This window comes from Mesorhizobium sp. B2-2-3 (assembly GCF_006442405.1).
Lineage (GTDB): Bacteria > Pseudomonadota > Alphaproteobacteria > Rhizobiales > Rhizobiaceae > Mesorhizobium.
Map to the genome: position 1 here is coordinate 292668 of NZ_VFWC01000005.1, position 26256 is coordinate 318923.

Here is a 26256-nt window from a genome sequence, read left to right on the forward strand (position 1 = left end):
GCCCATGGCGGATGACCGCTCGCCGGCTCCGCTGCACAGTCACAGTTCGCATCCGCTGAAGATCAATCCGGCCGCCATTTGCGCCAGCATGACGAGCGTGAACAGGGCCCCGATGCCTACCGAAGTCCTGGCCAGAAACGCGCGCGTGCGCGCCTTCAGGGGCGGGCTCGTGCCGTGCCCTGGATCATGAACGGCGCGCCATGACGACAGGACGCCCAGCGCCGCGACGGCGGCGCCTGTCAGCGAGAACAGAACAGTGGGCCGAAACCCGGCGTCGCATTGCCAATATGCGATTGAATAGTCGAGCTGCAGCGATATCGCCCACGCCGTTGGTCCGGTGGCCATGCCTGCCCAGGAAACGCCCGTGCGGATCGCCTGCATGTTACATCCTCGGAACCCAGTAGATTACGAGATAGAGCACGACCCATGAGACGACCACGAAGTCCCAGTAGAAGGCATTGTCCGACACGTCGCTGAAGTGGCGTCCGGTGTTGCCTTTCTTGGTGAACATGAGAACGGCGAGCACGATCGTGTCCCCGACATCGGTGAGGAGGTGTGTCGTGTGCAGGCCGAGCAGGAACCAGACGATCGACCCGTAGGCGTTCTGGTCCCAGGAGATCCGGAGCGCGGGAAATTCCCAGATGCGCACGATCAGGGGAAGAATTCCGGCGATCGACATGACGACGATGCCGATGCGCACCTTCACAAGGTCCTGCCGCCGCGCCCAAAGATCGATCAGGCGGTTGGGGACGGCGCTGGCAAGCAGAATGATCAATATTGCCGTGCCCGGCAGGAGGTCGGGTGCTGGCGCTCCGATCGGCCAATGCCGCGCCTGCACAGCCAGGTAGAAATAGGTGCCGATCGCCAGGGCAAAACCGGTTGCTTCAAGGGTGATGAAGGCCACCGTTCCCCACCAGATCGGGCTTGCCGATCCAAAATCATAGGTGGGCAGGTGGCTGACGTCGACGGTTGGCCAGTGTCTCATTCTTCGTCCTCCGGCTCGCCTTTCGGCCAGAACCAGCAGATAAAGCCGATCGAGACCGGTATCGCGCCCCAGACCACCGCCCATGGCGTGTATATTGAGCCCAGAAACGCGCCACCCACGGCGATGGCCGAGAGCAGCGGCCAGATCGAATTGTCGGCCGATGGCACGCGCAGTTGCGGCACCGCATCGGCGACCGTGCCGGCAAGCACTTCGCGCGCATCGACGCGCAGGCCCTCGACCACCGGGAGTATGTCGGGTTCGGCCCAGAGCGGCTCGCGATGGGTCACCACTGGCAGGCGCGAAAAATCGTAGGAAGCCGGCGGTGACGTCGTTGCCCATTCCAGTGTGCTCGCCCCCCAGGGATTGTCTCCCGCGAGGCGACCGTTGCGAAGGCTGAGCAGCATGTTCAGGACGAGAAGCGCGAAGCCGGCGAACACCACCAGCGACGAGATGCTGATGAACAGGTTCGTGCCGCCCCAGCCGCTCGCCGGCGGATAGGTGTAGACGCGCCGCGGCATGCCTTGCAAGCCAAGGATGTGCATCGGGAAGAAGGTGAGATTGAAGCCGATGAAGACAAGCCAGAAATTCCAGCGGCCGAGCCTTTCGGACAGCATGCGGCCAGTGATCTTGGGAAACCAGTAGTAGACGGCGCCGAGCAGGGGGAAGACGGCGCCGCCGACCAGCACATAGTGGAAATGCGCGACGACGAAATAAGTGTCGTGCACCTGCAGGTCGAGCGGCACCGAGGCGACCATGACTCCGGTCAGCCCGCCAATCACGAAGGTGAAAATGAAGCCGAGCACGAAAAGCAGCGGCGTGGCAAAAATCGGCCGGCCGCCCCAGATCGTCGCGATCCAGCAGAAGATCTGGATGCCGCTCGGAATGGCGATCATCATCGAGGAGGCGGTGAAGAAGCTTTCGCCGAGCTGCGGCAGGCCCGTGGCGAACATATGGTGCACCCACAGGCCGAAGGAAAGAAAGCCGATCGCGATCAGCGACAGCACGATCCCGAGATAGCCGAAGACCGGACGGCGCACGAAGCTCGGCAGGATAGCCGAGACGAAGCCGGTCGCGGGAATGAAGATGATATAGACCTCCGGGTGGCCGAAGAACCAGAACAGGTGCTGCCAGAGCAGTGCGTCGCCCCCCGCCACCGGGTCGAAGAACCTGGTGCCGACCAGCCGGTCGAGGATCAGCATGGTGCTCGACACCATCACCGCGGGCATGGCGAACAATATGATGAAAGCCATGACGAGGACTGACCAGACATAGAGCGGGATGCGATCGAGCGACATGCCAGGGGCGCGCTGCTTGAACACAGTCGCGATGATCTCGACGGCGACCGCGAGTGCGGACACTTCGGTGTAGGTCACCATCTGCGCCCAGAAATCGGGGCGCTTGCCGATCCCATATTCAGGTCCGGCGAGCGGCACGTAGGAAAACCAGCCGGCATCCGCGCCGGTGTCGAAAGCGAAGGCGATCCAGATCATCAACCCACCGGAGAGATAGACCCAGTAGCTGAAGGCGTTGAGCCGCGGGAAGGCGACGTTTCGGGTGCCGATCATCAGCGGCACCAGGTAGATGGCGAACGCTTCCATGACCGGTACGGCGAACAGGAACATCATCGTCGTGCCATGCATGGTGAAGAGCTGGTTGTAGAGATCGGGGCCGATATGGCGTGCCTCCGGCGTGGCAAGCTGGAACCGCATGGCAAGTGCCGACAGGCCTGCAAGGGCGAGGAACAGGAAGGCCGTCACCATATAGCGCCGGGCGATCAGCTTGTGGTCGACCGTGACCAGCCAACCATAGAGGCCGTTCGGCGTCCGCCAGGCATGCGCCAGATAGTCGTGCAGTCTTGCCTCGTCGAGCCCGGTGTCGCGGATGCCTTTCAGGGCCGCTTCCTGTTTTCGCCTAGCCGTCTTCCCGGCAACGCCACTCATTCAAGACTTCCAAGATAGGCGACGACCGCACGAAGATCGTCGGCGCTGAGAGCAATGCGCGGCATCTTCGCGCCGGGTTTTATGGATTGCGGATCGGCGATCCACGCGGCGAGCGCGCCGGGTGTCATGGCCAGCGTGTCGGCGGCCAATTCACGCCGGTTTGCGAGATGGGTAAGGTCGGGCCCGACCGCTCCCTTGGCCGGCGTCCCCCTTATCGTGTGGCAGAGCGCGCAACCGGTGGAAAGAAAAGCCCGCTGGCCGCGGCGTTCCTCCTCGCTGGCAGGCGCGATGGCGGCGGCGTCTTGTCTGGACCGCCATGCCTCGAACGCTTCGCGGCTTTCCGCGATGACGGTGACGGCCATGTGAGCATGCTGGTAGCCGCAGAACTCGGCGCACTGGCCGCGATAGATACCAGGCCTGTCGGCAATGAGGGTGATCTCGCTCGGCCGGCCCGGAATGAGGTCCCTTTTACCGGCGAGGCTTGGCACCCAGAAGCTGTGAATGACATCGGTCGAATCGAGTTCCACCTTTACCCGTTCGCCGACGGGAAGATGGATCTCGTTCGCCGTGACAATCATGCGCGACCGATCATCGTTGGGATAGCGTATTTCCCACCACCATTGATGCCCTGTGATGCGGATGGTGAGCCTCTCCTTTCCGCCCAGCGAGGCAATGGATTTGCCGGCGAAGAAGCTCGTTATCGTCAGCGCGGCGAGAACCAGCACGGTCGCCGCGACGGCGCTTCCGACCGCGCGGCTATACCTGTGCTCCTGATGGCTGTCGATGACCAGCGGCGGGGGTCCTGCTTGTGCCCGGCGCTGATGGAAGAGCGCCATTGCCAGGGCCAGCATGACGAGCAGCCAGGTGATGGTCGCCACCGCGCCAAAAGACCAGATGAGATCGAGAATCGCACGGGCATTCGCACCATGTGCGTGGAGTGCGGATTGCCAGCCGCTGCACCCGCTCAGGACCGGTGCCGAGACCACTGTAGACGCGAGGCCGAGCCATTTCAGGACGCCTGGAAGACGGCTGCCGGACGTGCTTCGAGCTGGACGTGCAAAGGCGGACGCAATGGGCCATTGCCGCCGTTGCCGCAGGCGGATGGACGGGCCCGTGCATCTTGCCATGTGAAATCCCCATGGATGCCAAGGCGATAACGCGAATCGCTGTAAAAGGATGCTTGGCAACGATGGCCGGCTTTTCTCCGCCATGCGATTGGCGCCGGGCCGATGCTTGCCCGCCGGGAGCGCAACCAAATGGCGGATATGTCCGTTTCTCCAGGCAAAGGCGCGGGACGCGCATCGGACGGTTCCACGCCGCGAAAGCTTAGGAACTAGCCATGAGCAACACACACAAAACGGCCGGCGGAAATCGAAGCGTCGCAGGCAAGGACGATCGCAGCCAGGACGCGACGCGCACCGACCGCCGAGGCAGGGAAGAGACGCGGCAGGAACAGGCTGCGGACAGCCATCCGGAAGAGGATCCGGCGGAGGGCTCTCGCCAAACGGTCGAGCACGAGTTGGACAGGCTGGATCGGTCGGGGCGCAGCGCCTCGCAATCCGCGGGCGAGGGCCAGGTGGAACGCGCGCGTGAGGAGCTGCGGAAGCAGATCAGCGAAGAGACGCAATTACCGGGACGAGGTTCCGCCTGACAGCGGCTGTGGATCGCCCCGCGGTTGGCTTTTTGTTTCGATTCTTCGGTGTCAGACGGCACGCAGGTCGTGTCGGGCCTGCCGCCTTCCGCTTTCCCGGATCCAGAGGGTCGCCATGAGCAGCGCCGCCCCGCCATAGATCAGGCCGGCGAGGGGAAGGTGCGGGTGAAGAGCCTCACCACACTCTTTTCGACCGTCGGCCCCAGGCATATTCCATGTCGATCTTCAAGGCGATGCGGCTCCAGCCGCATCAACGGCCAAGCCGGGCGCTGCGTTTCATTGGCGGTTGGCTTCCACAGGAACAAAAAGCTTGACCGGAGGTTCGAACCTCAATCTCGGCATCGGCACTTGGTCGGAACAATCGACATGATTTTTTCCCGTGTGGTCTCGTTGGACACGCATCTCCCATGAGTGGAGCAGCTGACGATGCCGGCCGAAGCGAGGGAGAGCGAAAAGACGGCGGCATCACACGCGCTCTCGGGCTCGGACTGATCACTGGGGCGGCTGACGACGATTGCTCGGCCATTGGCACCTATGCGAGTGCCGGAGCCCGGTTCGGGCCCGACCTTTTGTGGACGGCTCCTGTCACTCTCCCGATGATGTACATCGTCGTCTATCTCTCGTCCAAACTTGGCCAGGTGTCGGGCCGTGGTCTTTTCAAGGTCATTTCCGATTTCTATCCGCGTTGGCTGCTGTGGTCCGTGCTGGTGGGCGTGCTGATCGGCAACACGATCGAGGCAGCCGCCGACCTTGGCGCGATGTCGGCGGCTGTCGTGCTGTTCGTTCCGCTGCCTTCAAACTCGGTCGTCATCGGTGTCGCGATGATTATTTTTGCCTTGCAGATGTTCGGATCCTACAAGCTAATCCGCAACATATTCCGATGGTTGGCACTGGCCCTGCTCGCCTATGTGGTCTCCGCTGTGCTCGCCAAGCCGGATGTGGTCTCGGTGCTGCGCGGCACCTTGCTGCCGAAAATCGAGTTCAGCCGCGAATATCTGTCCATCATCGTCGCCATCATCGGCACGACGCTGTCCGCCTACCTCTACACCTGGCAGTCCAATCAGGAGGTGGAGGAGGAGATCGCCAAGGGCAGGACGAGCCTCGAAGAGCGCAAGGGAGCCACCGAGGGTGAACTCCGCCGGTCCCGGCGCGATATCCTGATCGGCATGATCTTTTCCAACCTGATCATGTATTTCATCATCCTTTCGACCGGATCGACGCTGTACGAGGCGGGGCATACCCAGATCGAAACGGCAGCGCAGGCGGCCGAAGCGCTGCGGCCGCTTGCGGGCGACGCGGCGGGAATTCTCTTTGCGGCCGGGGTGATCGGCGTCGGTTTCCTGGCGGTGCCGGTCATGACGGCCGGCGCCGCTTTCGATTTCGCCCAGGCCATGGGGTGGAAGAATGGCCTGAACGCCAAGCCCCGGCACGCGCCCAAATTCTACATCGCGACGGGAGTGATCACCTTGGTGGCGGTCGTTCTCAATTTCTTTGGCTTCAACCCGATGAAAGCCTTGGTCTGGTCCGGCATCGTGCAGGGTTTTTCAACGCCACCTCTGCTGTTTCTCATGCTCATCATGACCAACAATCGCAAGATCATGGGCGACAAGGTCAACAGCAGGGCCACCAACATTCTGGGTGGCGTGACGACCATAGCGGTCTTTGCGGCGTCCGCGGGACTGGTGGCGACCTGGTTCATGTAGTTCGCCGGCGCGGAAAGGACGTTCAGGCGCAGTGGAACATCCACGGTCAACTCTCGTTGAAATGCGTGTGAGAGAAAGGGCTGTCCATGTCAAAGCTCCAAGCCGCCACTCAAGAGCATTTAGAGCAACTGAGACTCGAGGCTTCGGCTCGTTTCGCCCCGATGATGCTGCATGAGGCATTGTTGCGTCTTTCCCGGGCCTGCGGGGGTGATAGCCTTGCCCGGTTCGAGAAAGCCATGGTCGATCAGATCGAGGCGACCAAGGACGATCGAGCCGATTTCGAGGCAATCAAGGAATTCGCGATCGAACAGCTTTATGCCTGGATCAGGAACGCGAACGAATCGCCGGATAAGAAGCAACCGCTGGAAAAGATAGAGGACCGCAGAACCCCCGGCCGCTCGGAAGAGCCGCAAACGCTGGAGGATCAGCTGCAGGCCGGTCTGGAAGATTCTTTTCCCGCAAGCGACCCGCCAGCGGTGGTGTCCACCTCCATTCCAGGCGGAGCCAAGAAGCTGGTCGGAACCGACGAAGTGCTGAGAAAACAGCGGGAGGCCAAGGAGCAAGACCGCCCCTAGCCCGCACCGACTGTAATCCCGCTGGCCGAACCGCCGCTCACGGACGGGAATCCGTGCCGGTCGATAGCGTCACAGCTTGACGGCCGCTTCCCGGGCCCACAGCCGCAGCTTGCGGCAAGCCTGCACGAATGTGTTGGCGGAGGCTGCGGAGTCCAGCCGCATCAATCCCTCATCGGCATCGGCTGCGACGCCTGCCTTGGCCAGGAGAGGCGCGGCTCCCGGTGTGAAGCCGATGAATTTGCAATGCGCAAAGGCATCCGACACGAAGTCCTTCGCGGCTGCCTCCTTGACCAACAACTCGGCGCCCGGCTCGGACAGGAGCAGTACCACGGCGTCGAACAGGACCGACGGACCGCCGTCGATCATGTGTCTGGCTTCGATGTGGGTGCCGTCTGCGGCCTCGACGCCGCCCACCTTGGGCGCTATCACCTCCATGACCGCGCCTTCCGTTTCGATGGCCGAGCGAAGTTGTTCGAAAAGGGCCGTGTCGGCCCCGTCGCTCAGCAAGACGCCGACCTTGCGGCCTTTGAAACTGTCGGGGCCGTTCTCGATAATGCTGAGAGCCGGAGACGGCGGCAGGTCGTCGCGCGGCGGGACGGCGGCCTCGGCGGGGTCGGGCATGTTTCGAATGCCAAGCTTGTCGGCGACTTGAGTCGCCAGCGTTTCGTCTATGTTCAGCAGATGCGCCACCATGCGTTCGCGGATCGCCGGTGCCTGCACCTTGCTCAATTCGAATGTCAGCGCCATGGCGATATGGCGTTGCTCCGGCGCTGTCTGGCTGTTGAAGAATTGCCGCGCCTGGCTGTAGTGGTCGGCGAAGCTCTCCGCCCGCAGACGCACCTTCTGCCCCTCTTCGGCGTCGGCGAAAGAGCGGAAGCCGCGTTGCGGATCCTCGCGGGGACCCGAGCCCCACGAATTCGGCTCATAGTTGGCGCGGCCGACCGGGTTGTGCATGGCCATGTGCCCGTCCTGCTGAAAATGTGCGAAGGGGCATTTCGGAGCGTTGATCGGAATATGGGTGAAGTTCGGGCTGCCCAGCCGCTTCAACTGGGTGTCGAGATAGGAGAAGTTGCGGCCCTGCAGAAGCGGGTCGTTGGAGAAGTCGATCCCGGGCGGCACGTTCTGGGTCATGAATGCAACCTGCTCGGTCTCGGCGAAGAAATTCTCCGGCATGCGGTCGAGCACCAGCCGCCCGACCGGGATTGGCTCGATGATCTCTTCAGGTATGATCTTCGTGGCGTCCAAGATGTCGAAGTCGAAGCTGTCGGCAAAATCCTGGTCGAACAATTGCACCGTCAGCTCCCATTCCGGGAAGTTTCCTGACTGGATCGCTTCCCACAGGTCGCGGCGGTGGAAGTCGGGATCGGCGCCATTGATCTTGACCGCTTCGTTCCAGATCACCGACTGCATGCCGAGTTTCGGCTTCCAGATGAATTTGACGAATGTGGATTCGTCGTCGGCATTGACGAGGCGGAACGTATGGACGCCAAAGCCTTGCATGAAACGGAAGGAGCGCGGTATCGCTCGATCCGACATGATCCACATGACCATGTGCATCGATTCCGGCATCAGGCTGATGAAATCCCAGAAATTGTCATGTGCGGTCTGGGCCTGCGGGAAAGCCCGGTCTGGCTCCTGCTTGGCAGCATGGATGAGGTCCGGAAATTTGATGGCGTCCTGGATGAAGAACACGGGAATATTGTTGCCGACGAGGTCCCAATTGCCTTCTTTGGTGTAGAGCTTGACGGCAAAGCCGCGCACGTCTCGGGCGAGGTCGAACGAGCCCTTGTTGCCGGCAACCGTCGAGAACCGCACGAAGGCAGGCGTCTTTTCGCCGGCGCGCTGGAAAATGTCGGCACGCGTGTATTTGGCCAGCGATTCATAAGTCTCGAAATAGCCATGAGCGCCGTAACCACGGGCATGCACCACCCTTTCCGGGATGCGTTCGTGATCGAAGTGGAAGATCTTGTCGCGAAAGTGGGAGTCCTCGATCAGAGACGGTCCGCGCTCGCCAATCCGCAATGTGTTCTGGTCGTCGGAGACAGGCGTTCCCAGGGCAGTCGTGAGAACAGGCGTGTCGGCTTCCGCGATCTGGTGCAATTCGCCGCCATTTCCGCGCGCGGCATTCTGATCGTGCATAGGCGCCGATTTGGGAACTGAACGGTGTGCGGATTTGGCCATGATTTTTTCCTCGATTGACGCCCGTGGGCTGACTTGGCTCAAGGCGCCGAACTGCCGGTGCATGGCTTTGTTCCCGCACAACGGCGCGTCGCGCCTATCCTAAGCCAGCGCGAACACGCTGGTGGACGGCGCGCAAGGGGGGCGCGGCCGCAGCAGGATCGTTCGGCCGCATCAGAATTTTCTGGAGAGTTGTCTTCAACGCCCGGAACGATACAAACGTCCATGCATTTAGCTGGGGTCTGCATTCATACTTCTTTCTGGGAGCTGGACCATTGTCAGGCGAAGGCTATCTTTTGGCCGACCAGGAAACCCATGAAGTTTCCATCGTTGACCTGATACCCGCGCTACGGGCTTTCGCGCGCACCTTCTGCCGTATCCCCGACGATGCCGACGATCTGGTGCAGGAAACGTTGACGAAGGGCCTTGCCAACATCGACAAGTTCGAACCCGGCACGCGCATGAAGTCGTGGCTCTTCACGATCATGCGCAACACCTACTACACCCGGGTCAAGGTCGCGGCCAGGGAAGCGCCTGGCCTGCTCGACTGCGCGTCCTCGAGGCCGATTTCGGAAGCCACACAGGAATGGACCGTTCAGAGCAAGGAAGTTCACGGCGCCATCCAGAGGCTCCCTGAACACCAGCGCGAGGTGCTGATGCTGATCGGCGTCCTAGGTGTCAGCTATGAGGAGACGGCCGAGATATGTGGCTGTGCGGTGGGAACGGTCAAAAGCCGGCTCAACCGTGCCCGCGCCGCCGTTCTTGAGTTCCTGGGGGAGAGTTCGCTGCAGACGCTGATGGAAAGACGAAATCATCTGTCGGACGGGCAGATCGATATCGATGCCGACAGCCGAAGATAGTCAGTTCTTTATGTCGCGCCGGCGTTTCGCAAGGAGCGCGTTTTGCAGTTCGATCGCCAGTCTGGTCAAGCGATCAGGAACCTTTTCCTGCTCGATCGCGATCAGCAGAGAGGCAATCTCCTGATCCATCGCCATTCCTGCGCGCGGGTCCATTCTATCATCGCTCGAACGAGACATCGTATTCCCTGGCTGGATGGATGGCAGTCCGTCATCCTATTGTGATGACAAGCAACCGCCATTACAAGGAGATGCCCGGTGCCGAAACCGTTGCCGGCAGCCCTTGCACAGGTTTTTCTTCCACTCTCGATTGCCGAGGTCACAGATCCACTGCGGCGCTTTCAGTCCTTCGGCAATCGATTTGCGGCATGATCCTGATATTGATCGGACTTGATCTGATTGCCGTCCAGGCCGCGTTCCTCGCTGTGCTGCTTCTTGTCCCTGTTGGATAAAACGGCATTCTCTTCGATCTTGTCCTTGGCCAGTTCGGTCATTGCTCCGGCGCCGGCCCCTTTGCCGTGGCTGCCACGGCCGATATGTTTCTTGCTGCCGGATGCCATGCTGTCCTCCTTCGAATTGGCGCCGCTCTTCAGCGTCGCTGTGTTCGACGCCCGAACTGGCATTGGCTGGTAATGTTCCGTCACGCCGGCAAGCAGGAAGGCGTCGCCGTCCCACAGCCGAAACGGCTTTTCGCCATCGATGACGACCTGCAATCCGTGACGTTGCGCCAGGCGACATATATCGGAGCGGTCCAAAAACAGTGATTCGCGATATGAGTAGTTCAGCAAGGCCAGCCTGCCCGGCCTTTTGAGGACGCGCGCAATTTCGCCGAAATGCCGCTCCGCCACGCCGGCTAGCACCAGATAGGGGAAACTGTCGACCGCCAGAACGCAGTCGAAACTCGCGTCGCCGAACTCCGCCAGATCCAGGCCTGAGGTCCGCCGCAACTCTACATTGCCAAGCGCTGCGCATTGCTCACGGGCGATCGATATCATCCTCGACGATATGTCGATACCGACGACCCGCCCACAGGACGCCGACAGCGCGCGTTCGAAACGCCCGATGCCGCAACCGATGTCCAGAATGCTGCGTCCAGCGCCGGTGAAGTCTTGCGCTGTCAGCCATGCAACGATTTCGTCGGTCGTGGCTGCCAGCCTTTCCTCATCGCCAAGGGAAGCCAACTGGACACTCGCCACCCGGGAAATCGCTGCCGCGGCATCAAAGCCCGAGGCCAGCCGCGTCACGACATCTGCATCCGTCTCGTCGTCGTCACGTTCGTGACGAACGGCAGAACCCGTTTTCTGCAACGTGGCAAAAACCTCCGATCCGCGGCGAAGCAGCCCGGCTATCTGCTGGAGCCTTTCCCTGTCTCGAGTATCGACCGGATCGATCTCCGCCACGATCTCCGCCAATTCGACTGCCCCGATGCCTGGGTGGAGATGCAGCGCCAGCCTGGCGATGACGGCCTCGGCACTGACAGCGTCCGCCATACAGTCCTCGACCGCCAGCCTGACCGCTATCCGGCGGCGCACGGATGTTGGTTCCATCGAAACCATGGTCTCATTTCCGCGTCCAAGTCCTTCGCATCGTCCACCTGTCGCCAGCGCCCCAGCCATATTTGTACGGCTCCTGGCCGCGCAGGAAGTCGAACTCGCGCGCACCTTCGCGGATCGATTCGGCGATTGCGTGGCCGACCAGGATCGCGCCTGGACTTTCCTCGGCATAGGCAGGATCGAAACCGCCAAGATAGGCATAGGCACGGCCGCGATGGTGAAATCCGTAGTAGACGCCGATTGGCTTGCCGTCGATGGCGAGCACCCAGCGTCGGGTCAGATCTCGAGCGTCGAGCAGGGGAAGCGAGCACCTGTGGAATTGCTCGACGGCGAGGTCGGCCAGCACGCCGCCTCCGTTTCCGGCCCAGCGCGCGCCGTGCAGGCCTATCAGGTGGTCGAGGAACAGTTGAGGATCGCCTCGTACCGGCGACAACTCGACCCAGCCGCGTCTGGATGCGGCGCGGCGCGCCCGGCGCAACTGGCGTCTGCGCCGGGCAGGGACGCAGCCCGCCAGCGTTTCATCGCCGTCGGTGGCAAGCACGGGACAAACGGCGTGGCCGACCAGTCCATCGGCTTTCAATTCGGGATGTTCGATCGCCAGACCGGCACTGCCTTGCGGCAGATCCGGCAGGATCCACTGCGACCACTCGATCGAGAGTATCTTCTCTGCAAGGGCAGTGGCGACCTGGGCCTCGCTGCCGGGCACACACAGCACGTCCAGATAGTCGCTGAGGGAAATGCCGATCGGAAGCAGTTTCGAGCCTTCCGTGCCATGTTCGAGATAGAGCGGCGCCAGGCCCACCAGATCGTTGCCGCGCCAGATGGCGACCGTTGCCAGCTCCCCCGGAGCGAATGTGCGCCACCACGGCAGCAGCCAGGCGGGACATTGAAAGGGCGTCGCCGACGAACTCTGCTCCCACAGGTTCCACCAGTGCGGCGCCAGCGCATGCAATTGCTCTGGATCGCCGATGATCTCGCTGCGCAGCATCTGCTCTTTCACCGTACCGCGGCGAGACGCCTGCGGTCGGCGCCGAGCCGGGCCAGCGCCAGATAGGCGCTCATGTAGGACGAGACCATGCGCTCGAGCGAAAACCGCCGGCGCGCCTCGCTTCGGCACGTCTCGGCATCAAGGCTGGGTGCCGCGACAATTGCTTGCGCCATCTCGTCGACATTGTTGACGATAAAGCCGGTCTTGCCGTGCTCGACCACTTCGGGAAGCGCACCATTTGGAAAGGCGATCACCGGTGTGCCGCAGGCGAGTGCTTCCATCGCGACCAGCGAACTGGTCTCGGCGGCGAGGCTCGGAACGACTAGGCAGCGTGCTGCATTGAGCAAGCGCCGCTTGGCGGCGAAGCCGAGCGGACCAAGGAAGCAGCGCCGACGATCGAGGCGAGGTTCGACCTCATCGCGAAAGTACTGGGTATGCGTCTCGTAAGGATAGACCCGCCCGCCGATGACCAGCGGCACATCAGCCTGCCTGGCGGCATCCAATGCCAGGTGTATGCCCTTTTCCGGGCAGATGCGGCTGAGCACGACGGCGAAGTCGCCCCTGGGCCGCGGCTGGTTCAGCGCGTCGATATCGACACCATTCGGGATCGGGGCAACCAAGCTTGCGTCCGGCGGTGCGGTTCTTTGCTGGGCTGACGAGACGGCGTGAAGCCAGAGATCGTCGCGCCCTGGGCGCAGCGCCCCGGCCGGGTACCAGTCGAGCGGCAGGTGAAGCGTCACCAGGGTCGGACCGTCGGCAGGCAGGTAGGCGTCGAAGTCGATGCCATGCAGGTGAACCACGTCGATCGGCCATTGGGCGCGGGCAGCGGCGATCGCGGCGCGATGGGACTCCTGTGCCCGGTTTTTTGCTGACCGGTCGAGCACGCCGGCTTCGGCGGGCGTTTCCACCAGAATGCCGCTTGCACTGGAACCCTGGCAGCCGATGACGATGGACCGGTGACCGGCGCGGGTCAGGGCCTGATCGAGCATTGACAGCACCTGCTCGGCGCCGCCAACGGCGTTCGGTCCCACCGGCGCGAGAGGATAGGCAACATTGAGCACTGTGAGCGTCATGGCTGGTCGAGCCGGAGCGCCTCGTGAGCACGGGCGCTTGCATGCAGCCAGGTGCCGGGCTCGAAACCCAGCGGCAGCGATTCATAGTAGAGCCTGCCATCGTTGGGCAGCTTCAGGAAATCATAGGTCGGCGCCAGCCGGAAACGCTCGGTGCGGGTCGAGAACGGCGCCAGCGTCCGCTGCTGCGTCAGGTGGCTGGCCAGCATGCGCTGCTTTTGCTGAAAGGCCGCTTCGGTCAGGCAGACCTCTATGCAATCACTGCCGGTGCCGCTGGCGAAATCCTGAAATACCGGGCCGTCCGGGCCAGCCGAATAAAAGGCCATTTCGATGATGGTGGGCACGGGCCGGCGGTCACGGCGCAGAAGATGGCAGGCCGCGTGAACGGCAAAAGCGGTCGCGTCGTGGTCGGGATGGCCTCCCTCGAAAGGATGTGTGCAGACGAAGCGGATGTCGGGTTCGCAAACAAGGCAGGCGAGTTCCTGCGCGAGCGCCACGAGATTCGCCGCAGCCTCCTTGTCGGGATAGCCAAGAGCGGTCAGGCCCGATGGCGATATGCCGGCCGCGGCCAAGGCTTCCGTCAGTTCCGCACGGCGGGCATCGGCATAGTCCTGCCATGTCTCGAAACCATGCGCTTGCGCGTCGGCAAGATCGCGTGGTGCTCCGTCCGTGACATGGACGATGCGGCATGACCGCAGTCCGGCAAGATGCCCGCCGATGCCGATTGTCTCGTCGTCCGGATGCGCGACGACGACCATGAGGGCGGAGCCATGTGCTGCGTCACTGCCCGTCAACAGGGCCGCGAATTCGCCCAGGGTTGCCGACGGTTGATGCATGGGAGCCTCACGCTGCCGAGGCTCGCCGCTTCGACGTGGAAGCCACGCCGGGCGAGTAGCGGCGGATCATGGTTGCACAGAATTCGGCGAATTCCTCCGGCACCAGCGGCGGACTGGTGTGGTGAGGCATCATCCCGCGATGCTCTGGCGTGAAGCAGAAGGTGACGGTCACGTCGAAATCGGCGAGCGCTTCCATCTGTCGGTCGAACCAGTTCAATGCATTCGGCCTGAAACTGTCGGCCCAGGAAAGTCCGGTCCGCATATTGGTGACCCCGAGCCGCTTCATCCAGGCGACGGCGTCGTCCAGCCGCGGGTCCTCGAAATGAAACCACTGCACCAGCCCCATCTCCGGCGTATGGCGCAGGAATTCCTCCAGTGCCGGTTTTGGCGTGCCGTCCTGGCGCAGCAGCCCCATATGGAAGTGACGATAGTAGGAAGAGCCTTCCGCTTCGCGATGGCGCGTTGTTGCTTCCCATTCGCGCGGGAGATCATAAAGGCTATACCACTGGATGCGCGGAGCGTTGCCGAGCAGCAATTCAGCGGTGCGCCTGAGGCCCCAGACCTGGATCTCGTCGGCGCCGAAGGTCGACACGCCAACTTCGCTGACCCAGATCGGGAGATCGGTGACGGCCGCGATCTCACCGATCTTCTGTGGCCATTCCTGGATCTGCCACAGGTTCCAGTCGAGCGGAAAGCCATGCACCGCGACGGCATCGACGTGGTCCAGCAATCTGAGTTCCTTCATGCGCGTGACGAAGCCGGGGTCGATCGGAGAGATGCCGCCGAGCACCTTGGTCAGGGCCGGGTTCTCGGACGCTATCGCATCCGCCGACAACATTGCCATGGCGGCGAAGCGGCTCCAATCGGGGTCGAGCTCGGGATCCCAATGCGATTTGTTGTTGGGCTCGTTCCAGATCATCGCGGCTTCAATCATGGATCTGTCCTTTCGACGGGTAGACGGCGCCGCCGCCGGCCGGATCGCCGGCGGAACGGCAAAAATAAACCTCCTGCTCGGGGTGCAAAAAAATCTCGAAGCCGGCGCTGCGCAACATCGCTTCGGTGCAGGCGCGGTTGGGAATCCACCAATTGGTCGGATCGTCGGCATATCGATGTTCGATGAAATGCAGTTTCGGAAATTCCGGCCGCTCGAACAGGTCGTGCGTCCAGAAATGATAATTCTGCTCAAGCGCAGGCAGATCGGCGCTGCCGCGTTGCATGGACTGGAAGATCATCAGGTCGCCGGCGACATGCCCGCGGATCAGGTCGAGCGCGAGCAGGGGATGGCGCAGGTGGTAAAGAACCCCCATGAACAGCACGATGTCGAATGTCTCGCGCAGGGCGCCGACGTCATAAACCGAAAGCTTCTGGAACTCGATGTCGCAGTCCGCGATCTCGGCGGCAAAGCGCGCCTGTGCCAGATAGGCCTCGTCGAAATCGATGCCGAGGACGCGACCGGCGCCGCGCCGTTTCATTTCGATGGAATAGAAACCGGCATTGCAGCCGATATCGAGCACGGACTTGCCGGACAGGTCGGCTGGAATGGCATAGGCGAACTTGCGCCATTTGACCAGCGGGTAGTTACCGAGAAAATGGTCCGGAGCAGTTTCGACGCCGGCCAGTTCCATGTTGTGGAACCATGGGCCGAGGGCATCGATACGGCGTTGGATTTCAGCATGGGAATGCAGCATGGCTAAGCTCCTTCGCCCGGAACGGCATGCGAATGTGCCGTAGGCGCGATCATCGTGGGCCGGTGCTGTTTGGACGCAGCATCGTCGTCGAGCAGCCGAAGGGCCGCGCGATAACCGTTGAAAGTGCCGACATCGACGTAGGCGGCCCCTGCCTTCACCCCATACGCCTGACCGCCCGCCGTCAGGTAGGCGTTGATCAACGTGCCGATATATTCGTCATAGCAATCCCGCTCGCGCCAGAGTGCCGCGAGCTGGTGCAGGACATGGCCCGGCATCTTGAACGCGCCCCATATCCAGTTCGTCGCCGCGTCCTGCCGCTTGACCTGGATTTCCCGCACCCGGCCCTCCTCGTCGAGAACCACGGCATCGAAGAATTCCGGCCGATCCACCGGGAAGAGCAGGAATGACAGCCGGTCGTCCGGCAGACGGCAGAAGCCGTCTTCGGGAAACCAGATCGTATCGGGAAGCCCGATCAACACCGTCTCGTCCGGTGCGACGAGGGGTGCTGCCCGGAAGATGGCGTCGCAAAGGCCAACAGGGTTGGGTTGTACCACGAACAGAGCGGTCGCCGCTCCGTAGCCCGCGGCATAGTATTCGAGAATGTCGGATTTACCCGATCCGATGATGAAACAGACCTTGTCGACGCCGGCGCGCACCATCCGCCGCACCAGGTACTCGCTTACGGCACATGGGCGCTCTGTCTGTCCATCGATCCGGCTCCCGACCGGCAGCAGCTCTTTCGAGAAGCCGAGCGGTTGAATGCGGCTGCCGCGTCCGGCAGCGGGCACGATGCCCAACATCAGACTGCTTCCTTCATCGGTTCGCCGGCCGACCTCTGCAAGGCTTCGTTCAGGATGCGATCCAGTTCCGCCGCGCGCCGCGTGGATGTGTGTTCGTCCAGAACCCGTTCACGCGCACGGCTTCGAATTGCATCGAGCTCGTGCGATGGCAGTTTGAGCGCCGCGATCACGTCGTCTGTGTCGTACGCCAGCAGGATCTCGCTACCGGGTTCGAAGAAACTGCTGAGGCCCGGCCAGGTGTCGGTGACGATCGGCACGCCGCATGCCGCTGCTTCGAACAGCCGGCCCGAAGGGCACCACCCCTTTTGCGCCATCGCCTCGCGCGTCACATTCAGCGTCAGGCGGGACGATGAAAAGAAGGCTGGATGATCTGCCGGCGGAAGATGCCTGACGAAGAAGATGTTGTCGCTCCACGGGAATTCCTGTGGATATTGTGCACCGCCGATGATGAAGCGGTGGTCAGGCAGGAGTGCGGCCGGACGGACCAGCAGTTTCTCGACGCCGGCCTGGCGATCTGCCGCATAGGTCCCGAGATAGGACAGATCGCCCGCAAATTCCGGCCTAGGTACTGCCGGCCGGTGTTGGTCGGGATCGACATGGCCATAGAGCGGCACCACGTGGCGTGCACCGAGGACCGACTTGAGTGCATCGATTGCCGAGCCGCCCGTGTAACTCAGGACGAGATCGAAATCGGCAAGGCCCTCGGGCCCGAAATAGGGTGGGCGTTCACCTTGATCGAGGCGCGCCAGAGTGACCGGAGTGTCCAAGTCGTAAAAGACGCGCAGCCCGCGGCATGCCTGCTGCGCCAGGCGCGAAGCGTCCACGGCGTCGGGACAGTAGGAGGTAATGATGACGACGTCGGATTGCTTGATCGTCTGCTCCGCGACCCTCCGGATGTCCTCCCAGTCGGGGTAGAGCACGATATTGCCGCCATCCAGTTGATCGAGGTCCCGCGCACCGGCATAGTAGGGGGTGTTGCGCTCGAAAAAGGTGATGGACCAGCCGTGCCGGGCCAGCGCGCGGATCAGGCCACGCCACAGGGTGGCGTGGCCGTTTCCCCATGAAGACGTGACGGTGAGACCGAAAATGACCATCTGCATCCGGCAAGTCCTCGTCAGGCAAGTTCGTTCAGACGGATGAGCTTTGCTCCCCAGTCTCCGGACACGATCGTCGTGATTGAGGCGGGGTCGATATCGAAGCGAAAACTGTCGCCGACGGGCAGACCAAGCACATGGCAGATGGCTGCCTTGATCACGTCGGCATGGCTGATCAGCGCGACGCATTGATTCTGATGCCGCTCGCGAGCCTGATCCATCAGCGAGACGATACGCTGTTGGACATCCAGCATGGTTTCGCCGCTTGGGGTGCTTGCTTCCTGCCGCCGGCTGTTCCACGCCTGCCAGCCGGCATCGCCGTTCAGCTCCTCGAACGTCTTTCCCGACCAGATGCCGAAGTCGATCTCGTCGAGTTCGGCGCAGATCGCGATTTCGCCGACATTACAGGCAGTCGCGATCGGCTTGGCGGTTTCCTGCGTGCGCTCGCGTGGGCTGCACCAGATAGCGGCAATCGGCTCGCGGGCCATGCGGCGGCCAAGATGCGCCGCCTGAGCCCTGCCGGATTCGCCAAGGCGAACTCCGCCCATCCGTCCGGCCAGATAGGAGCCGACATTGTCGTGTGCCGCGTGCCGGATCAGGAAGAAGGTCGTCGTCATTCCGCGGCATCGAGCATAGGCTCGTCCCTGCCTGTGATGAATGCGAGCGTGCGCTGCCGAGCTTCGGCATCGGTGAACTGCTCAGGCGGAGACTTCATGAAATAGCTGCACGGACCGGTCAGCGCGCCGGCGATGCCGCGGTCAAGCGCCAGCTTGGCGCAGCGCACGGCGTCGATGACCACGCCGGCCGAATTGGGCGAATCCCAGACTTCCAGCTTGAGTTCGGCGTTGAGCGGCACTCCACCGAAGGTCGTGCCTTCAACCCGGATGTAGGCCCATTTGCGATCGGTGAGCCATGGCACATGGTCACTGGGGCCGACATGAATGTTGCCCGGCTCCAGGGGAACATCGAACTGGCTGGTCACGGACTGCGTCTTCGAGATCTTCTTCGATTCCAGCCGCTCGCGTTCCAGCATGTTGAGGAAATCGGTGTTGCCGCCGAAGTTCAACTGATAAGTGCGGTCGATGCGGACGCCGCGCTCGCGGAAGAGATTGGCCAGCAACCGATGCACGATTGTCGCGCCGACCTGGCTCTTGATATCGTCGCCGACCAGCGGCAGCCCGCGTTCCTCGAAACGCAGGCGCCATTCGGGCCGTGACGCGATGAAAACCGGTATGCAGTTGACGAAGGCGCAGCCGGCCTCGAGGGCGCATTCGGCATAAAAGCGCGTCGCTTCCTCCGACCCCACCGGCAGGTACGAGACGAGCACATCGGCACCGCTGTTCCGCAGGATTTCGCTGACATTGGCAACCGGCTCCGGCGCTTCCTCGATTTCCGTGCGCAGATATTTGCCGATGCCGTCCAACGTGGGGCCACGCTCCACGCGAACCCCGGTTGCAACCGCATCGGCAAAACGGAACGTGTTGTTCGGGGCGCTGTAGATCGCTTCGGCCACGTCGCACCCGACCTTGCCCTTGGCGACGTCGAACGCACAGACGACCTCGATGTCATCGACGTGGTACCCGCCGAGATCGGCGTGCATCAGCCCGGGGATCGGCTCGTTGCCTTTTGCGTCTCGGTAATAGGAAAGGCCTTGCACCAGGGAGGATGCGCAATTGCCTACACCGACGATACCGACACGAACTTTCTTCGATCCCACGAAATTGCCGTCCTGTGCTGTCCAAGGTAAGTTCCTGGGCCCGAACCGTCAGCTTGCCGGAATGTTCCTTGGCATGTGGAAAAATTGCGCGCGGCAGGATGGATCAAAGCCGCGCATGCGGCGTTGGCGCACGGCGAGCTTGGAATCGGTGGATGATCGTCTACGGCGACCACAAACGAACGGAAGACGCGCGACAGCTTCGCGAGGCTGCAAGCGAAATGGCTGAAAGCCTCGATTGCAGGCCCTGCGGCATTCAACGCCACGCTGCGCTGGTAGGGTTGTTCGTCAAGGTCTCGGAACTGGTCCAGGCACTGGCCGATGTCGAGTTCGAGGTCCGCGGAGGGGACACCCCTTCGCCGAGGCAGCGGCAAGGTGCCAAGCTGCTGGTCGGCCTTGCGGCGGAAGTGGCGAGGTCCTGGCGAAGCGGCTTCACAGTGACCGGCGCCGTCGATCCCATGCTGAGGCATATGCTGGCCGCGCTCGACTGCCGGGGCAAGGTTCTTACCGGCACGGCCGAGGGATACGCGCATTATGCGCTCTATCCTGAAAGCTATCTCGGCGCGGCGCGGGCATCAGGCCTCGACGCGAATACATGCGTCATCGGCATCCGCAGCATTGGCCTCGGGCTTGCCGCCCTGGTCGCCGCGGCGATCGACGCGCCGGTACCCATCAGCGTGCGCCCGATCGGCCATCCTTTCCGCAGGTATGTCAACGCCGACCCGGAATTGATCAGCGCCTGGAGGGACAAGCCCTCGGCTTGCTTCGCTGTCGTCGACGAGGGCCCCGGCCTGTCGGGCAGTTCGATGCATGCCGTCGTCGCATGGCTGCGGCGGCTGGGCATCGATAGGGATCGCATTCACCTGTTCCCCAGCCATTCCGGCGGCCCGGGTGCCGAAGCCTCTAAGGAGGTTCGTGAGACATGGTCGGGTTGCCGCAAACATGTGGCGCGGGCCTTCGAACGCACCTTCCCGGGCGGCGCGCAAATGCCGACGCTACGCGATTGGGTGGCGGAGGCTGCCGGCAGCCCGCAATTGGCCCTGACCGAAATATCCGCTGGAGAGTGGCGAAACCTCCACTACGCCGAGGAGAGGCTCTGGCCGCCGAGTCAACGCGGCATCGAGCGGCGAAAATTCCTGGCGTCCGCGGGACGCGATCGGTGGCTCGTCAAATTTGCCGGCCTCGGTCAAACCGGGCAGCGCAAGATGCAAACCGCGGAGATGCTGCACGAAGCCGGCTTCGGACCGCAGATCGTCGGGCTTTGCCACGGTTTTCTGGTTGAACGGTGGATCGAGGGAAAGACAATGGATCAGGCAAGCCTGTCCAGAGACAGGCTTGTCGCGGAGCTCGCACGCTATCTCGCTTGGCGTGCGGCCAATCTCAGAACTCCGGAACTGGGTGCTGGATTGCCGGAACTCGCTGAGATGGCCGTCCACAATGGCGCCGAAGCCCTGGGTGAGCGGCGCGCGGCGGAGCTGCGGAACTGGTTCTCGAAGCGTGCCCCTGCGCAAGCGCTGCCACGGGTCGAGATCGACGGAAGGCTTCACCCGTGGGAGTTTCTCGTTTCTGCCGACGGGATGTTGATCAAGACGGATGCCGTCGATCACTGCCGCGGGCATGATTTGATCGGCTGCCAGCCCATAGAATGGGACATTGCCGGCGCTCGCGTCGAACATGGATTTTCCGACAGCGAGCTAGCGACGTTGGTCCACCGCATGGAAGCCGGGGAGCGGCTCAATATCGATACCGGCCTCATTGACTATCTCGAACCTTGCTACCTGGCGTTTCAATTGGGACTCTGGAACGTTGCTGCCCGATCCGAGCATGGCCCGGAGAAGCCGAGGCTGGTAGCTGCGGCAACGCGGTACAAGAAAGGGCTGCTACGGTTCCTGGAGAGGTCCGGGCCGTGACGATCAGTCCAGTCTTCGCAGCATGTCCGCTTCGCGTTCGAGAATGGTGGCCACTTCCTCGCGCTGCAGATGCGTCATCATCAGGCTGACGCAGCACTCGAGATAGGTGATGGAGGCCCGTCGCAGAAAGGCAGCCGTCTCTCTTTCCGCAATCTGCTCGATATCCTTTGCGGATCGTTTGGGTTGCACAGGTCCGTTCTCCATAGCGGGGTCTCATCGTCAAACCCCGAGCTTGCCAGGATGTTCCGCGCAATCCGCAAAAGTGCGGCAGGAGGCATAAGCGTGCTTGCGCGGTCATGCCGGAGCACGTGGCTGCGGCGGCCTGGCTTCAGGCCGGAAGGTCCTGCAACCTGCCCGATCTTGCGTTTGTCGCAATAGCTGTCATCCGGCCGTCGATCTCGCTGGTTTCGAGATTGGAGAAGTATCCGATCGTCTGCATCAGCCCTTGCCTGAGGGGCACTTTCGGCGTCCAGCCGAGCAGCGCCTTTGCACGCGAGATGTCGGGCTGCCTGCGGCGGGGATCGTCTTGCGGCAAGGGCAGGAATTTCAGATCCGACTTGGTTCCGGTCATGTCTCTCACCATGGATGCCAGTCGCATGATGGTGAATTCTCCGGGATTGCCCAGGTTGACGGGTTTTCCGGGATTGGGATCGAGATCCATCAGGCGTATCATACCGTCGATCAGATCGGAGACGTAGCAGAAGGACCTTGTCTGCAACCCATCGCCGAATATCGTCATCGAGCGCTTCTCAAGCGCCTGCATGATCAGGTTCGAGACGATGCGGCCGTCGGCGGGGTCCATCCTGGGACCGTAGGTATTGAAGATGCGAGCCACGCGAATATCGGCTTTTGCCGCTCTCAAATAATCGAAGCAAAGCGTTTCGGCGGTGCGCTTGCCTTCGTCGTAGCAGGCACGCGGGCCGGTGAAGTTTACATGGCCAACATAGTCTTCCCGTTGCGGATGTTGTTCCGGGTCGCCATAAACTTCGCTTGTCGACGCCTGCAGGAATCGCGCATTGTTGCGAGCGGCGAGTTCGAGCAGGTTGAGCGTTCCGATGACGCAGGTGCGTGTCGTGTGTATCGGATCGGCCTGGTAGCGCGGCGGCGAAGCAGCGCATGCCAGGTTGAAAACGCGATCGACCGGCTCGCCGAGGTTCAGCGGCCGGCAGATATCCTGCTCGATCAGCCGGAAGCGCGGCTGGTCCATGATCGAGACGATGTTGTCCATGCGGCCGGTAAGGAAATTGTCGACGCAGATCACACGCCAGCCGTTGCGGAACAACGTTTCGCAAAGATGCGAGCCGAGGAAACCCGCGCCGCCGGCGACAAGCACTGTCTTCGCCCTTCGCGCTTTTCTTGTTTGCCGCATCGCTGTTTTCTCCTGTCTTTCAGTCATGCTGCGGTTCCGATATCGAGATCGATCATCGCCGCTCTCGGTCGTGTCAGCAGCGACACGAATTCGCGGGCCCTGGCCGCACCGGTATGTGCTGCCAGCACGAGTTCGCGCGCCCGGCCGGCCATGGCGAGCCGGGCGCGCTCGGATTCCCTGAGCAGGATATCGACGATGTCATCCGCCTTGTCGGCCGTGCGGATCGCCGAAGCAGGAAAGAAGCTGTCGAGACCCGGCCAGCGATCGCTGATAATCGGCGTGCCGCAAGCGGCAGCCTCGAAAAGCCGTACGCTGGGCGACCATCCGGCGGCGATCATCGATCTGCGCGTGACGTTCAGCGTGTAGCGCTGGCGGCTATAGAATGCGGCATGGTCGGCCGGCGGCAAATGTTCGATTCGTTCGACATTCTCAGGCCAGACGATGTCGGACGGATATTGCGAGCCGGCGACGACGAAACGGCGCTCCGGCATGCGCCGTGCGGGCTCGAGCAACAGCGCGTTGAGCGTTGCCTGCCGGTCGGTGCTGTAGGTGCCGAGATAACCGAGGTCCCAGCCGACTGGGTCGGCGGTTCGGTGATGCCGTTGCGGATCGACCGAACAGTAGAGCGGTTCGGCACGGCGCGCACCGAAATCCTGCGCCAGTCGGCCAAGCGTCGGCCCGCCGGTGAAGGAGAAATAGACATCGAAATACGGAATCTGCCGCCGACTAAGATAGTCGCATTCATCCGTCGAAAGCTTTGCCAGGGTCACCGGCGTGTCGATGTCATAAAAGCAGAGCGCCCCTTTGCAGAGCGCCACGGCAATGTCGATGACCGCGCGCCCCTCCGGAACGAAGGACCCGACGACCACGACATCGGCCTGTTGCAGGCATCGTGCCCAGTCCTGTTGCAACTCCTGCGTCGTTTCGTAGTAGCGCAGAGTGCAGAAATCGGGATCGCGCAAGTCGCGGTGATTGGCATACCACGGCACGTTGCGCTCCAGGAAGGTCACGCGGTGACCGAGTTCATGCAGGCCTTTCAGCAGGCCTCGAAATGTCGTGGCGTGGCCGTTTCCCCAGGACGAGGAGAGGGACAGGCCGAGAAAGACGATGTTGAGCCGCTTGGTCATTACGCCGCCTCCACGGTCCCGCGCTCGAAGTGCTGCCTCAAGACCGTATCGGTCACGGCCGCTCTCATGGCGTAGGTATGTTCACCGCGGACGCGGCGCAGCGCGGACGCGCCGATCGCCTTTGCCCGATTGGGGGTCAAGGTGCGCATGATTTCGGCGACATCGCCGCCGTCGCGCGCGACCAGGATCTCCTCGCCGGGTTTCAGGAACAGTTCGACGCCCAGCCACGCATCCGTGATGAGGCAGGCACCGGCGCCCGCCGCCTCGAAAACCCGGGTGGCGGGCGAAAAGCCGTTTGCGGCCATGCTGTCGCGGCTGATGTTCAACACGGCCTTCGGGGTGACGTTGAAGGCGTTGTGGTCACGGGTGCCGACGTGGCCGAGCCAACCGACATTGGCGGGAAGCGGCTTGTCGCCCCAGCCCGATCCGCCAAGCAGGAAACGCTGCTCCTGCAAACGGCTGGCCGGATCGAGAAAAAACGCCTCGACGCGCGCCTCACGGTCCGGCAGCCGGTTTCCGAGGAAAGCGAGGTCGCAAGCAAAACGCGCCTGACTGGCGACTGGATAATGCGTTTCAGGATCGAGCGCATTGTAGATCGGCACGCATTCCTTCGCTCCCATGGCGCGATAGGCCCAGACCACGGGGTCGCCGCCGCCATAGGTCAACACAAGATCGATTTGCCGCAGCGCGGCATGCAGCGGATGGTCCGGTTCATCGCGCAATTGGCCGAGCGTCGCTGGAGCATCCACGTCCCAGAACACGACGAGCGCGTCAGGACGCGCGTGATCGAGCACGGCGCGCAGCAGCGCCTCATCCTCGAAACCGACGCCGCTCGCCTTGACGACGATATCCGCCTCGGCGGCGCACGCCGCCACCTGCATCAGCGCGTGCTGGGTCGCGTCGTACACGACGACGGCGCACCAATCCGGCGCCTCGATGTCGCGGTTGTTCCGGCGGTCATAGACGTCAGGTTCATAGAAGGTGATTTCGTAGCCGAGTTGGGAAAGCGCCTTGAGCAACCCACGGTAATAGGTAGCGGCGCCGTTCCAGTAGGACGACAACAGGCTCGATCCATAAAAAGCGATCTTCATTCAGCAGCTTCCTTTGCGGCGGTCGGATTGGTGATGTGTTGAGGTCCGCATTCGGCGAGCACGCCGAACAACTCGTCCACGCGGTGCCGGCATGTGTGCCGCAGGCGGATGGTCTCGAGACCAGACGCCGCCAGGGAGGCAGCGAAATCCGCGTCGCCGAGTACGGCCCGGAGGTGTCGCCGCATCTGGGAGCCATTGTCCGCGAACAGGAAATCGACGCCTGGCCTGAACAGTTGCTCGGTGTCGGACCACGGGGCCGAAATCAGCGGAATGCCGCAGGCGAGCGCCTCGAACACGCGGATGGTCGGAATGCCGGGCAGGCCTTCCCGATAGGGGCGGCGCGGAACATGCACCGTGACACGATGCGCTGCGAACGCCTTCGGCACGTCGGCATTGGCGATCCAGCCTTCATGGCGCAGGCCGGCGGCTGCGAGATCGGCGAGCGCCTGCCTGGGGTAGCGCACGCCATGAACGGTGGCATCGAGGCCGAGTTCGTGCACCGGCTCGATCAGAAATTCCTTGAGCTCCGCGGTACGCTCGTCGTCGCCCCAGTTTCCAATCCAGATCAGATCGGAGGTCGGGCGGATCTCAGGATGCGGTCTGAACAGGCGGTCGTCAGCCGCCTCGTGCCAGGTGAAGACGCGTTTGCCCCACCCGGCGCGCAGGTAGCTCTCGCGCAGGGCTTCGCCAAAGGCGAGGACGCCGTCGTAATGCTCCAGCCGGAGCGCCGAGATCGCCTCGGTCGCCGACACGGCGCGGTGGTGGGTGTCGTGAAACAGGAGGATAAAGTTGCCGCCGTTGGCCCTGGCGCGACCAAGGCGCGCGACGAGGTCCGGCTCGGTCCATTCATGGACGACCACCACGTCCGCATCGGCGATCCAGGCCTCGTGGTCGAAGCCGGCATCGTAGGTCACCGGCATCAGCTCGGGGAAATCGTTCCTGAAGCGCTCGATGGCGAAGGAGCCCTTCTCGGCCAGCAGATTCGAGCGGCTCCAGCCGTCCGCCGGCTCCAGCGCGATCGCCTGATGCTGGCGTGCGACCAGCTCCCGCATGACGCCGCGCACGAAATGTGCGTTGCCGTGGTTCCAGTCGGAAACGACCGAATGGGTATAGAACAGAAAGCGCAT

The 26256-nt window shown here is 62.5% G+C and carries 26 protein-coding genes and 1 pseudogene; 5 read left to right on the forward strand and 22 right to left on the reverse strand.

All coding sequences use genetic code 11. The annotated features are described in order from the left end of the window. Positions 1-39: 39 nt before the first annotated feature. Genes FJ951_RS11945 through coxB form a run of 4 tightly spaced genes read right to left on the reverse strand, consistent with a single transcriptional unit; the run spans position 40 to position 4136 of the window. Complete coding sequence (locus tag FJ951_RS11945) at positions 40-381, reverse strand: hypothetical protein (RefSeq protein WP_140497365.1); 342 nt, start codon at positions 379-381, stop codon at positions 40-42. A gap of 1 nt (position 382) precedes the next feature. Then, positions 383-985, reverse strand: a complete 603-nt coding sequence (locus tag FJ951_RS11950) for a cytochrome c oxidase subunit 3 (protein ID WP_140515191.1) — start codon at positions 983-985, stop codon at positions 383-385. Beyond that, complete coding sequence (gene ctaD / locus FJ951_RS11955; RefSeq protein ID WP_140515192.1) at positions 982-2925, reverse strand: cytochrome c oxidase subunit I; 1944 nt, start codon at positions 2923-2925, stop codon at positions 982-984. Before ctaD ends, FJ951_RS11950 begins: the two co-directional genes overlap by 4 nt. Next, positions 2922-4136, reverse strand: a complete 1215-nt coding sequence (gene coxB / locus FJ951_RS11960; protein WP_246671720.1) for a cytochrome c oxidase subunit II — start codon at positions 4134-4136, stop codon at positions 2922-2924. The genes ctaD and coxB overlap by 4 nt, the downstream gene beginning before the upstream one ends. A gap of 128 nt (positions 4137-4264) precedes the next feature. Here coxB and FJ951_RS11965 point away from each other — a divergent pair, with 128 nt between their 5' ends. The 3 genes from FJ951_RS11965 to FJ951_RS11980 all read left to right on the forward strand — a co-directional run bounded on the left by FJ951_RS11965 (position 4265) and on the right by FJ951_RS11980 (position 6854). Then, positions 4265-4576 carry a hypothetical protein gene (locus FJ951_RS11965; protein ID WP_140515193.1) on the forward strand — a complete coding sequence of 104 codons (312 nt, stop codon included), beginning with the start codon at positions 4265-4267 and terminating at the stop codon, positions 4574-4576. Positions 4577-4983: 407 nt separating this feature from the next. After that, the gene (locus FJ951_RS11975; RefSeq protein ID WP_140515194.1) at positions 4984-6279 is read left to right on the forward strand and encodes an Nramp family divalent metal transporter; all 1296 of its coding nucleotides are present in this window, start codon (positions 4984-4986) and stop codon (positions 6277-6279) included. An 86-nt stretch (positions 6280-6365) separates the two neighbouring features. Next, positions 6366-6854 carry a hypothetical protein gene (locus tag FJ951_RS11980; protein ID WP_140497376.1) on the forward strand — a complete coding sequence of 163 codons (489 nt, stop codon included), beginning with the start codon at positions 6366-6368 and terminating at the stop codon, positions 6852-6854. A 69-nt stretch (positions 6855-6923) separates the two neighbouring features. On the opposite strand, the gene FJ951_RS11985 is transcribed toward FJ951_RS11980, so the two are convergent. Beyond that, positions 6924-9035 carry a catalase gene (locus FJ951_RS11985; protein ID WP_140515195.1) on the reverse strand — a complete coding sequence of 704 codons (2112 nt, stop codon included), beginning with the start codon at positions 9033-9035 and terminating at the stop codon, positions 6924-6926. A 293-nt stretch (positions 9036-9328) separates the two neighbouring features. Here FJ951_RS11985 and FJ951_RS11990 point away from each other — a divergent pair, with 293 nt between their 5' ends. After that, entirely contained in the window at positions 9329-9892 is a 564-nt protein-coding gene (locus FJ951_RS11990) for a sigma-70 family RNA polymerase sigma factor (RefSeq protein WP_140498076.1), read from the forward strand. Here FJ951_RS11990 and FJ951_RS11995 read toward each other — a convergent pair whose 3' ends face one another. The 12 genes and pseudogenes from FJ951_RS11995 to FJ951_RS12045 form a co-directional block, all read right to left on the reverse strand. Further along, a complete protein-coding gene (locus tag FJ951_RS11995) occupies positions 9893-10045 on the reverse strand; it encodes a hypothetical protein (protein ID WP_181165412.1) in 153 nt (50 codons plus the stop codon). Between the two features lie 185 nt (positions 10046-10230). After that, positions 10231-10449, reverse strand: a complete 219-nt coding sequence (locus tag FJ951_RS28755; RefSeq protein WP_224519089.1) for a hypothetical protein — start codon at positions 10447-10449, stop codon at positions 10231-10233. A 213-nt stretch (positions 10450-10662) separates the two neighbouring features. Continuing rightward, positions 10663-11505: pseudogene (locus FJ951_RS28760) on the reverse strand (methyltransferase domain-containing protein); the annotation flags it as partial. After that, positions 11450-12430, reverse strand: coding sequence for a GNAT family N-acetyltransferase (locus tag FJ951_RS12005; protein ID WP_140515197.1), 981 nt, complete (start codon positions 12428-12430; stop codon positions 11450-11452). The pseudogene FJ951_RS28760 and the gene FJ951_RS12005, both read right to left, overlap by 56 nt. An 8-nt stretch (positions 12431-12438) precedes the next feature. Continuing rightward, positions 12439-13503, reverse strand: a complete 1065-nt coding sequence (locus FJ951_RS12010) for a glycosyltransferase family 4 protein (protein WP_140515198.1) — start codon at positions 13501-13503, stop codon at positions 12439-12441. Then, entirely contained in the window at positions 13500-14336 is an 837-nt protein-coding gene (locus FJ951_RS12015; RefSeq protein ID WP_140515199.1) for a PIG-L family deacetylase, read from the reverse strand. Before FJ951_RS12015 ends, FJ951_RS12010 begins: the two co-directional genes overlap by 4 nt. 7 nt (positions 14337-14343) lie before the next feature. Continuing rightward, the gene (locus tag FJ951_RS12020) at positions 14344-15270 is read right to left on the reverse strand and encodes a beta-xylosidase (RefSeq protein WP_140515200.1); all 927 of its coding nucleotides are present in this window, start codon (positions 15268-15270) and stop codon (positions 14344-14346) included. Then, on the reverse strand, positions 15263-16024 hold the full coding sequence (locus FJ951_RS12025) for a TIGR04290 family methyltransferase (protein ID WP_140497392.1): 762 nt from the start codon (positions 16022-16024) through the stop codon (positions 15263-15265). Before FJ951_RS12025 ends, FJ951_RS12020 begins: the two co-directional genes overlap by 8 nt. A 2-nt stretch (positions 16025-16026) precedes the next feature. Continuing rightward, the gene (locus FJ951_RS12030; RefSeq protein ID WP_140497394.1) at positions 16027-16824 is read right to left on the reverse strand and encodes a sugar phosphate nucleotidyltransferase; all 798 of its coding nucleotides are present in this window, start codon (positions 16822-16824) and stop codon (positions 16027-16029) included. Further along, complete coding sequence (locus FJ951_RS12035; RefSeq protein ID WP_140497396.1) at positions 16824-17924, reverse strand: glycosyltransferase; 1101 nt, start codon at positions 17922-17924, stop codon at positions 16824-16826. Before FJ951_RS12035 ends, FJ951_RS12030 begins: the two co-directional genes overlap by 1 nt. 14 nt (positions 17925-17938) lie before the next feature. Next, positions 17939-18535 carry a histidine phosphatase family protein gene (locus FJ951_RS12040; protein WP_140515201.1) on the reverse strand — a complete coding sequence of 199 codons (597 nt, stop codon included), beginning with the start codon at positions 18533-18535 and terminating at the stop codon, positions 17939-17941. Continuing rightward, entirely contained in the window at positions 18532-19635 is a 1104-nt protein-coding gene (locus tag FJ951_RS12045) for an inositol-3-phosphate synthase (protein ID WP_140515202.1), read from the reverse strand. The genes FJ951_RS12040 and FJ951_RS12045 overlap by 4 nt, the downstream gene beginning before the upstream one ends. Before the next feature lie 152 nt (positions 19636-19787). On the opposite strand from FJ951_RS12045, the gene FJ951_RS12050 reads away from it, so the two are divergent. Continuing rightward, complete coding sequence (locus FJ951_RS12050; RefSeq protein WP_140515203.1) at positions 19788-21542, forward strand: hypothetical protein; 1755 nt, start codon at positions 19788-19790, stop codon at positions 21540-21542. Between the two features lie 3 nt (positions 21543-21545). On the opposite strand, the gene FJ951_RS12055 is transcribed toward FJ951_RS12050, so the two are convergent. From FJ951_RS12055 to FJ951_RS12075, 5 genes are all read right to left on the reverse strand, one after another. After that, positions 21546-21731: a hypothetical protein gene (locus FJ951_RS12055; RefSeq protein WP_140497402.1), complete on the reverse strand. Its 186-nt coding sequence runs from the start codon at positions 21729-21731 to the stop codon at positions 21546-21548. A gap of 139 nt (positions 21732-21870) precedes the next feature. Next, positions 21871-22911 (reverse strand): UDP-glucuronic acid decarboxylase family protein, encoded by a 1041-nt coding sequence (locus FJ951_RS12060; protein ID WP_140515204.1) that lies wholly within the window; start codon positions 22909-22911, stop codon positions 21871-21873. A 23-nt stretch (positions 22912-22934) separates the two neighbouring features. Further along, positions 22935-24038 carry a glycosyltransferase gene (locus FJ951_RS12065; protein ID WP_140497406.1) on the reverse strand — a complete coding sequence of 368 codons (1104 nt, stop codon included), beginning with the start codon at positions 24036-24038 and terminating at the stop codon, positions 22935-22937. Next, positions 24038-25129, reverse strand: a complete 1092-nt coding sequence (locus tag FJ951_RS12070) for a glycosyltransferase (protein WP_140515205.1) — start codon at positions 25127-25129, stop codon at positions 24038-24040. Before FJ951_RS12070 ends, FJ951_RS12065 begins: the two co-directional genes overlap by 1 nt. After that, the gene (locus tag FJ951_RS12075; protein WP_140497410.1) at positions 25126-26256 is read right to left on the reverse strand and encodes a glycosyltransferase; all 1131 of its coding nucleotides are present in this window, start codon (positions 26254-26256) and stop codon (positions 25126-25128) included. The genes FJ951_RS12070 and FJ951_RS12075 overlap by 4 nt, the downstream gene beginning before the upstream one ends.

What these genes read in the sequence shown, in the direction of transcription:
- FJ951_RS12075 (WP_140497410.1), bottom strand. Translation starts at nt 26,256, where the DNA reads ATGCGCTTTCTGTTCTATACCCATTCGGTCGTTTCCGACTGGAACCAC.
- FJ951_RS12020 (WP_140515200.1), bottom strand. Translation starts at nt 15,270, where the DNA reads ATGATTGAAGCCGCGATGATCTGGAACGAGCCCAACAACAAATCGCAT.
- FJ951_RS12065 (WP_140497406.1), bottom strand. Translation starts at nt 24,038, where the DNA reads ATGACCAAGCGGCTCAACATCGTCTTTCTCGGCCTGTCCCTCTCCTCG.
- FJ951_RS12030 (WP_140497394.1), bottom strand. Translation starts at nt 16,824, where the DNA reads ATGTTGGGCATCGTGCCCGCTGCCGGACGCGGCAGCCGCATTCAACCG.
- FJ951_RS11980 (WP_140497376.1), top strand. Translation starts at nt 6,366, where the DNA reads ATGTCAAAGCTCCAAGCCGCCACTCAAGAGCATTTAGAGCAACTGAGA.
- FJ951_RS12035 (WP_140497396.1), bottom strand. Translation starts at nt 17,924, where the DNA reads ATGCAGATGGTCATTTTCGGTCTCACCGTCACGTCTTCATGGGGAAAC.
- FJ951_RS11950 (WP_140515191.1), bottom strand. Translation starts at nt 985, where the DNA reads ATGAGACACTGGCCAACCGTCGACGTCAGCCACCTGCCCACCTATGAT.
- FJ951_RS28755 (WP_224519089.1), bottom strand. Translation starts at nt 10,449, where the DNA reads ATGGCATCCGGCAGCAAGAAACATATCGGCCGTGGCAGCCACGGCAAA.
- FJ951_RS12050 (WP_140515203.1), top strand. Translation starts at nt 19,788, where the DNA reads ATGATCGTCTACGGCGACCACAAACGAACGGAAGACGCGCGACAGCTT.
- FJ951_RS11985 (WP_140515195.1), bottom strand. Translation starts at nt 9,035, where the DNA reads ATGGCCAAATCCGCACACCGTTCAGTTCCCAAATCGGCGCCTATGCAC.
- FJ951_RS11995 (WP_181165412.1), bottom strand. Translation starts at nt 10,045, where the DNA reads ATGGACCCGCGCGCAGGAATGGCGATGGATCAGGAGATTGCCTCTCTG.
- FJ951_RS12025 (WP_140497392.1), bottom strand. Translation starts at nt 16,024, where the DNA reads ATGCTGCATTCCCATGCTGAAATCCAACGCCGTATCGATGCCCTCGGC.
- FJ951_RS11965 (WP_140515193.1), top strand. Translation starts at nt 4,265, where the DNA reads ATGAGCAACACACACAAAACGGCCGGCGGAAATCGAAGCGTCGCAGGC.
- FJ951_RS11975 (WP_140515194.1), top strand. Translation starts at nt 4,984, where the DNA reads ATGAGTGGAGCAGCTGACGATGCCGGCCGAAGCGAGGGAGAGCGAAAA.
- FJ951_RS12060 (WP_140515204.1), bottom strand. Translation starts at nt 22,911, where the DNA reads ATGCGGCAAACAAGAAAAGCGCGAAGGGCGAAGACAGTGCTTGTCGCC.
- coxB (WP_246671720.1), bottom strand. Translation starts at nt 4,136, where the DNA reads ATGGCGGAGAAAAGCCGGCCATCGTTGCCAAGCATCCTTTTACAGCGA.
- FJ951_RS12015 (WP_140515199.1), bottom strand. Translation starts at nt 14,336, where the DNA reads ATGCATCAACCGTCGGCAACCCTGGGCGAATTCGCGGCCCTGTTGACG.
- FJ951_RS12040 (WP_140515201.1), bottom strand. Translation starts at nt 18,535, where the DNA reads ATGACGACGACCTTCTTCCTGATCCGGCACGCGGCACACGACAATGTC.
- ctaD (WP_140515192.1), bottom strand. Translation starts at nt 2,925, where the DNA reads ATGAGTGGCGTTGCCGGGAAGACGGCTAGGCGAAAACAGGAAGCGGCC.
- FJ951_RS12070 (WP_140515205.1), bottom strand. Translation starts at nt 25,129, where the DNA reads ATGAAGATCGCTTTTTATGGATCGAGCCTGTTGTCGTCCTACTGGAAC.
- FJ951_RS12005 (WP_140515197.1), bottom strand. Translation starts at nt 12,430, where the DNA reads ATGCTGCGCAGCGAGATCATCGGCGATCCAGAGCAATTGCATGCGCTG.
- FJ951_RS12010 (WP_140515198.1), bottom strand. Translation starts at nt 13,503, where the DNA reads ATGACGCTCACAGTGCTCAATGTTGCCTATCCTCTCGCGCCGGTGGGA.
- FJ951_RS11945 (WP_140497365.1), bottom strand. Translation starts at nt 381, where the DNA reads ATGCAGGCGATCCGCACGGGCGTTTCCTGGGCAGGCATGGCCACCGGA.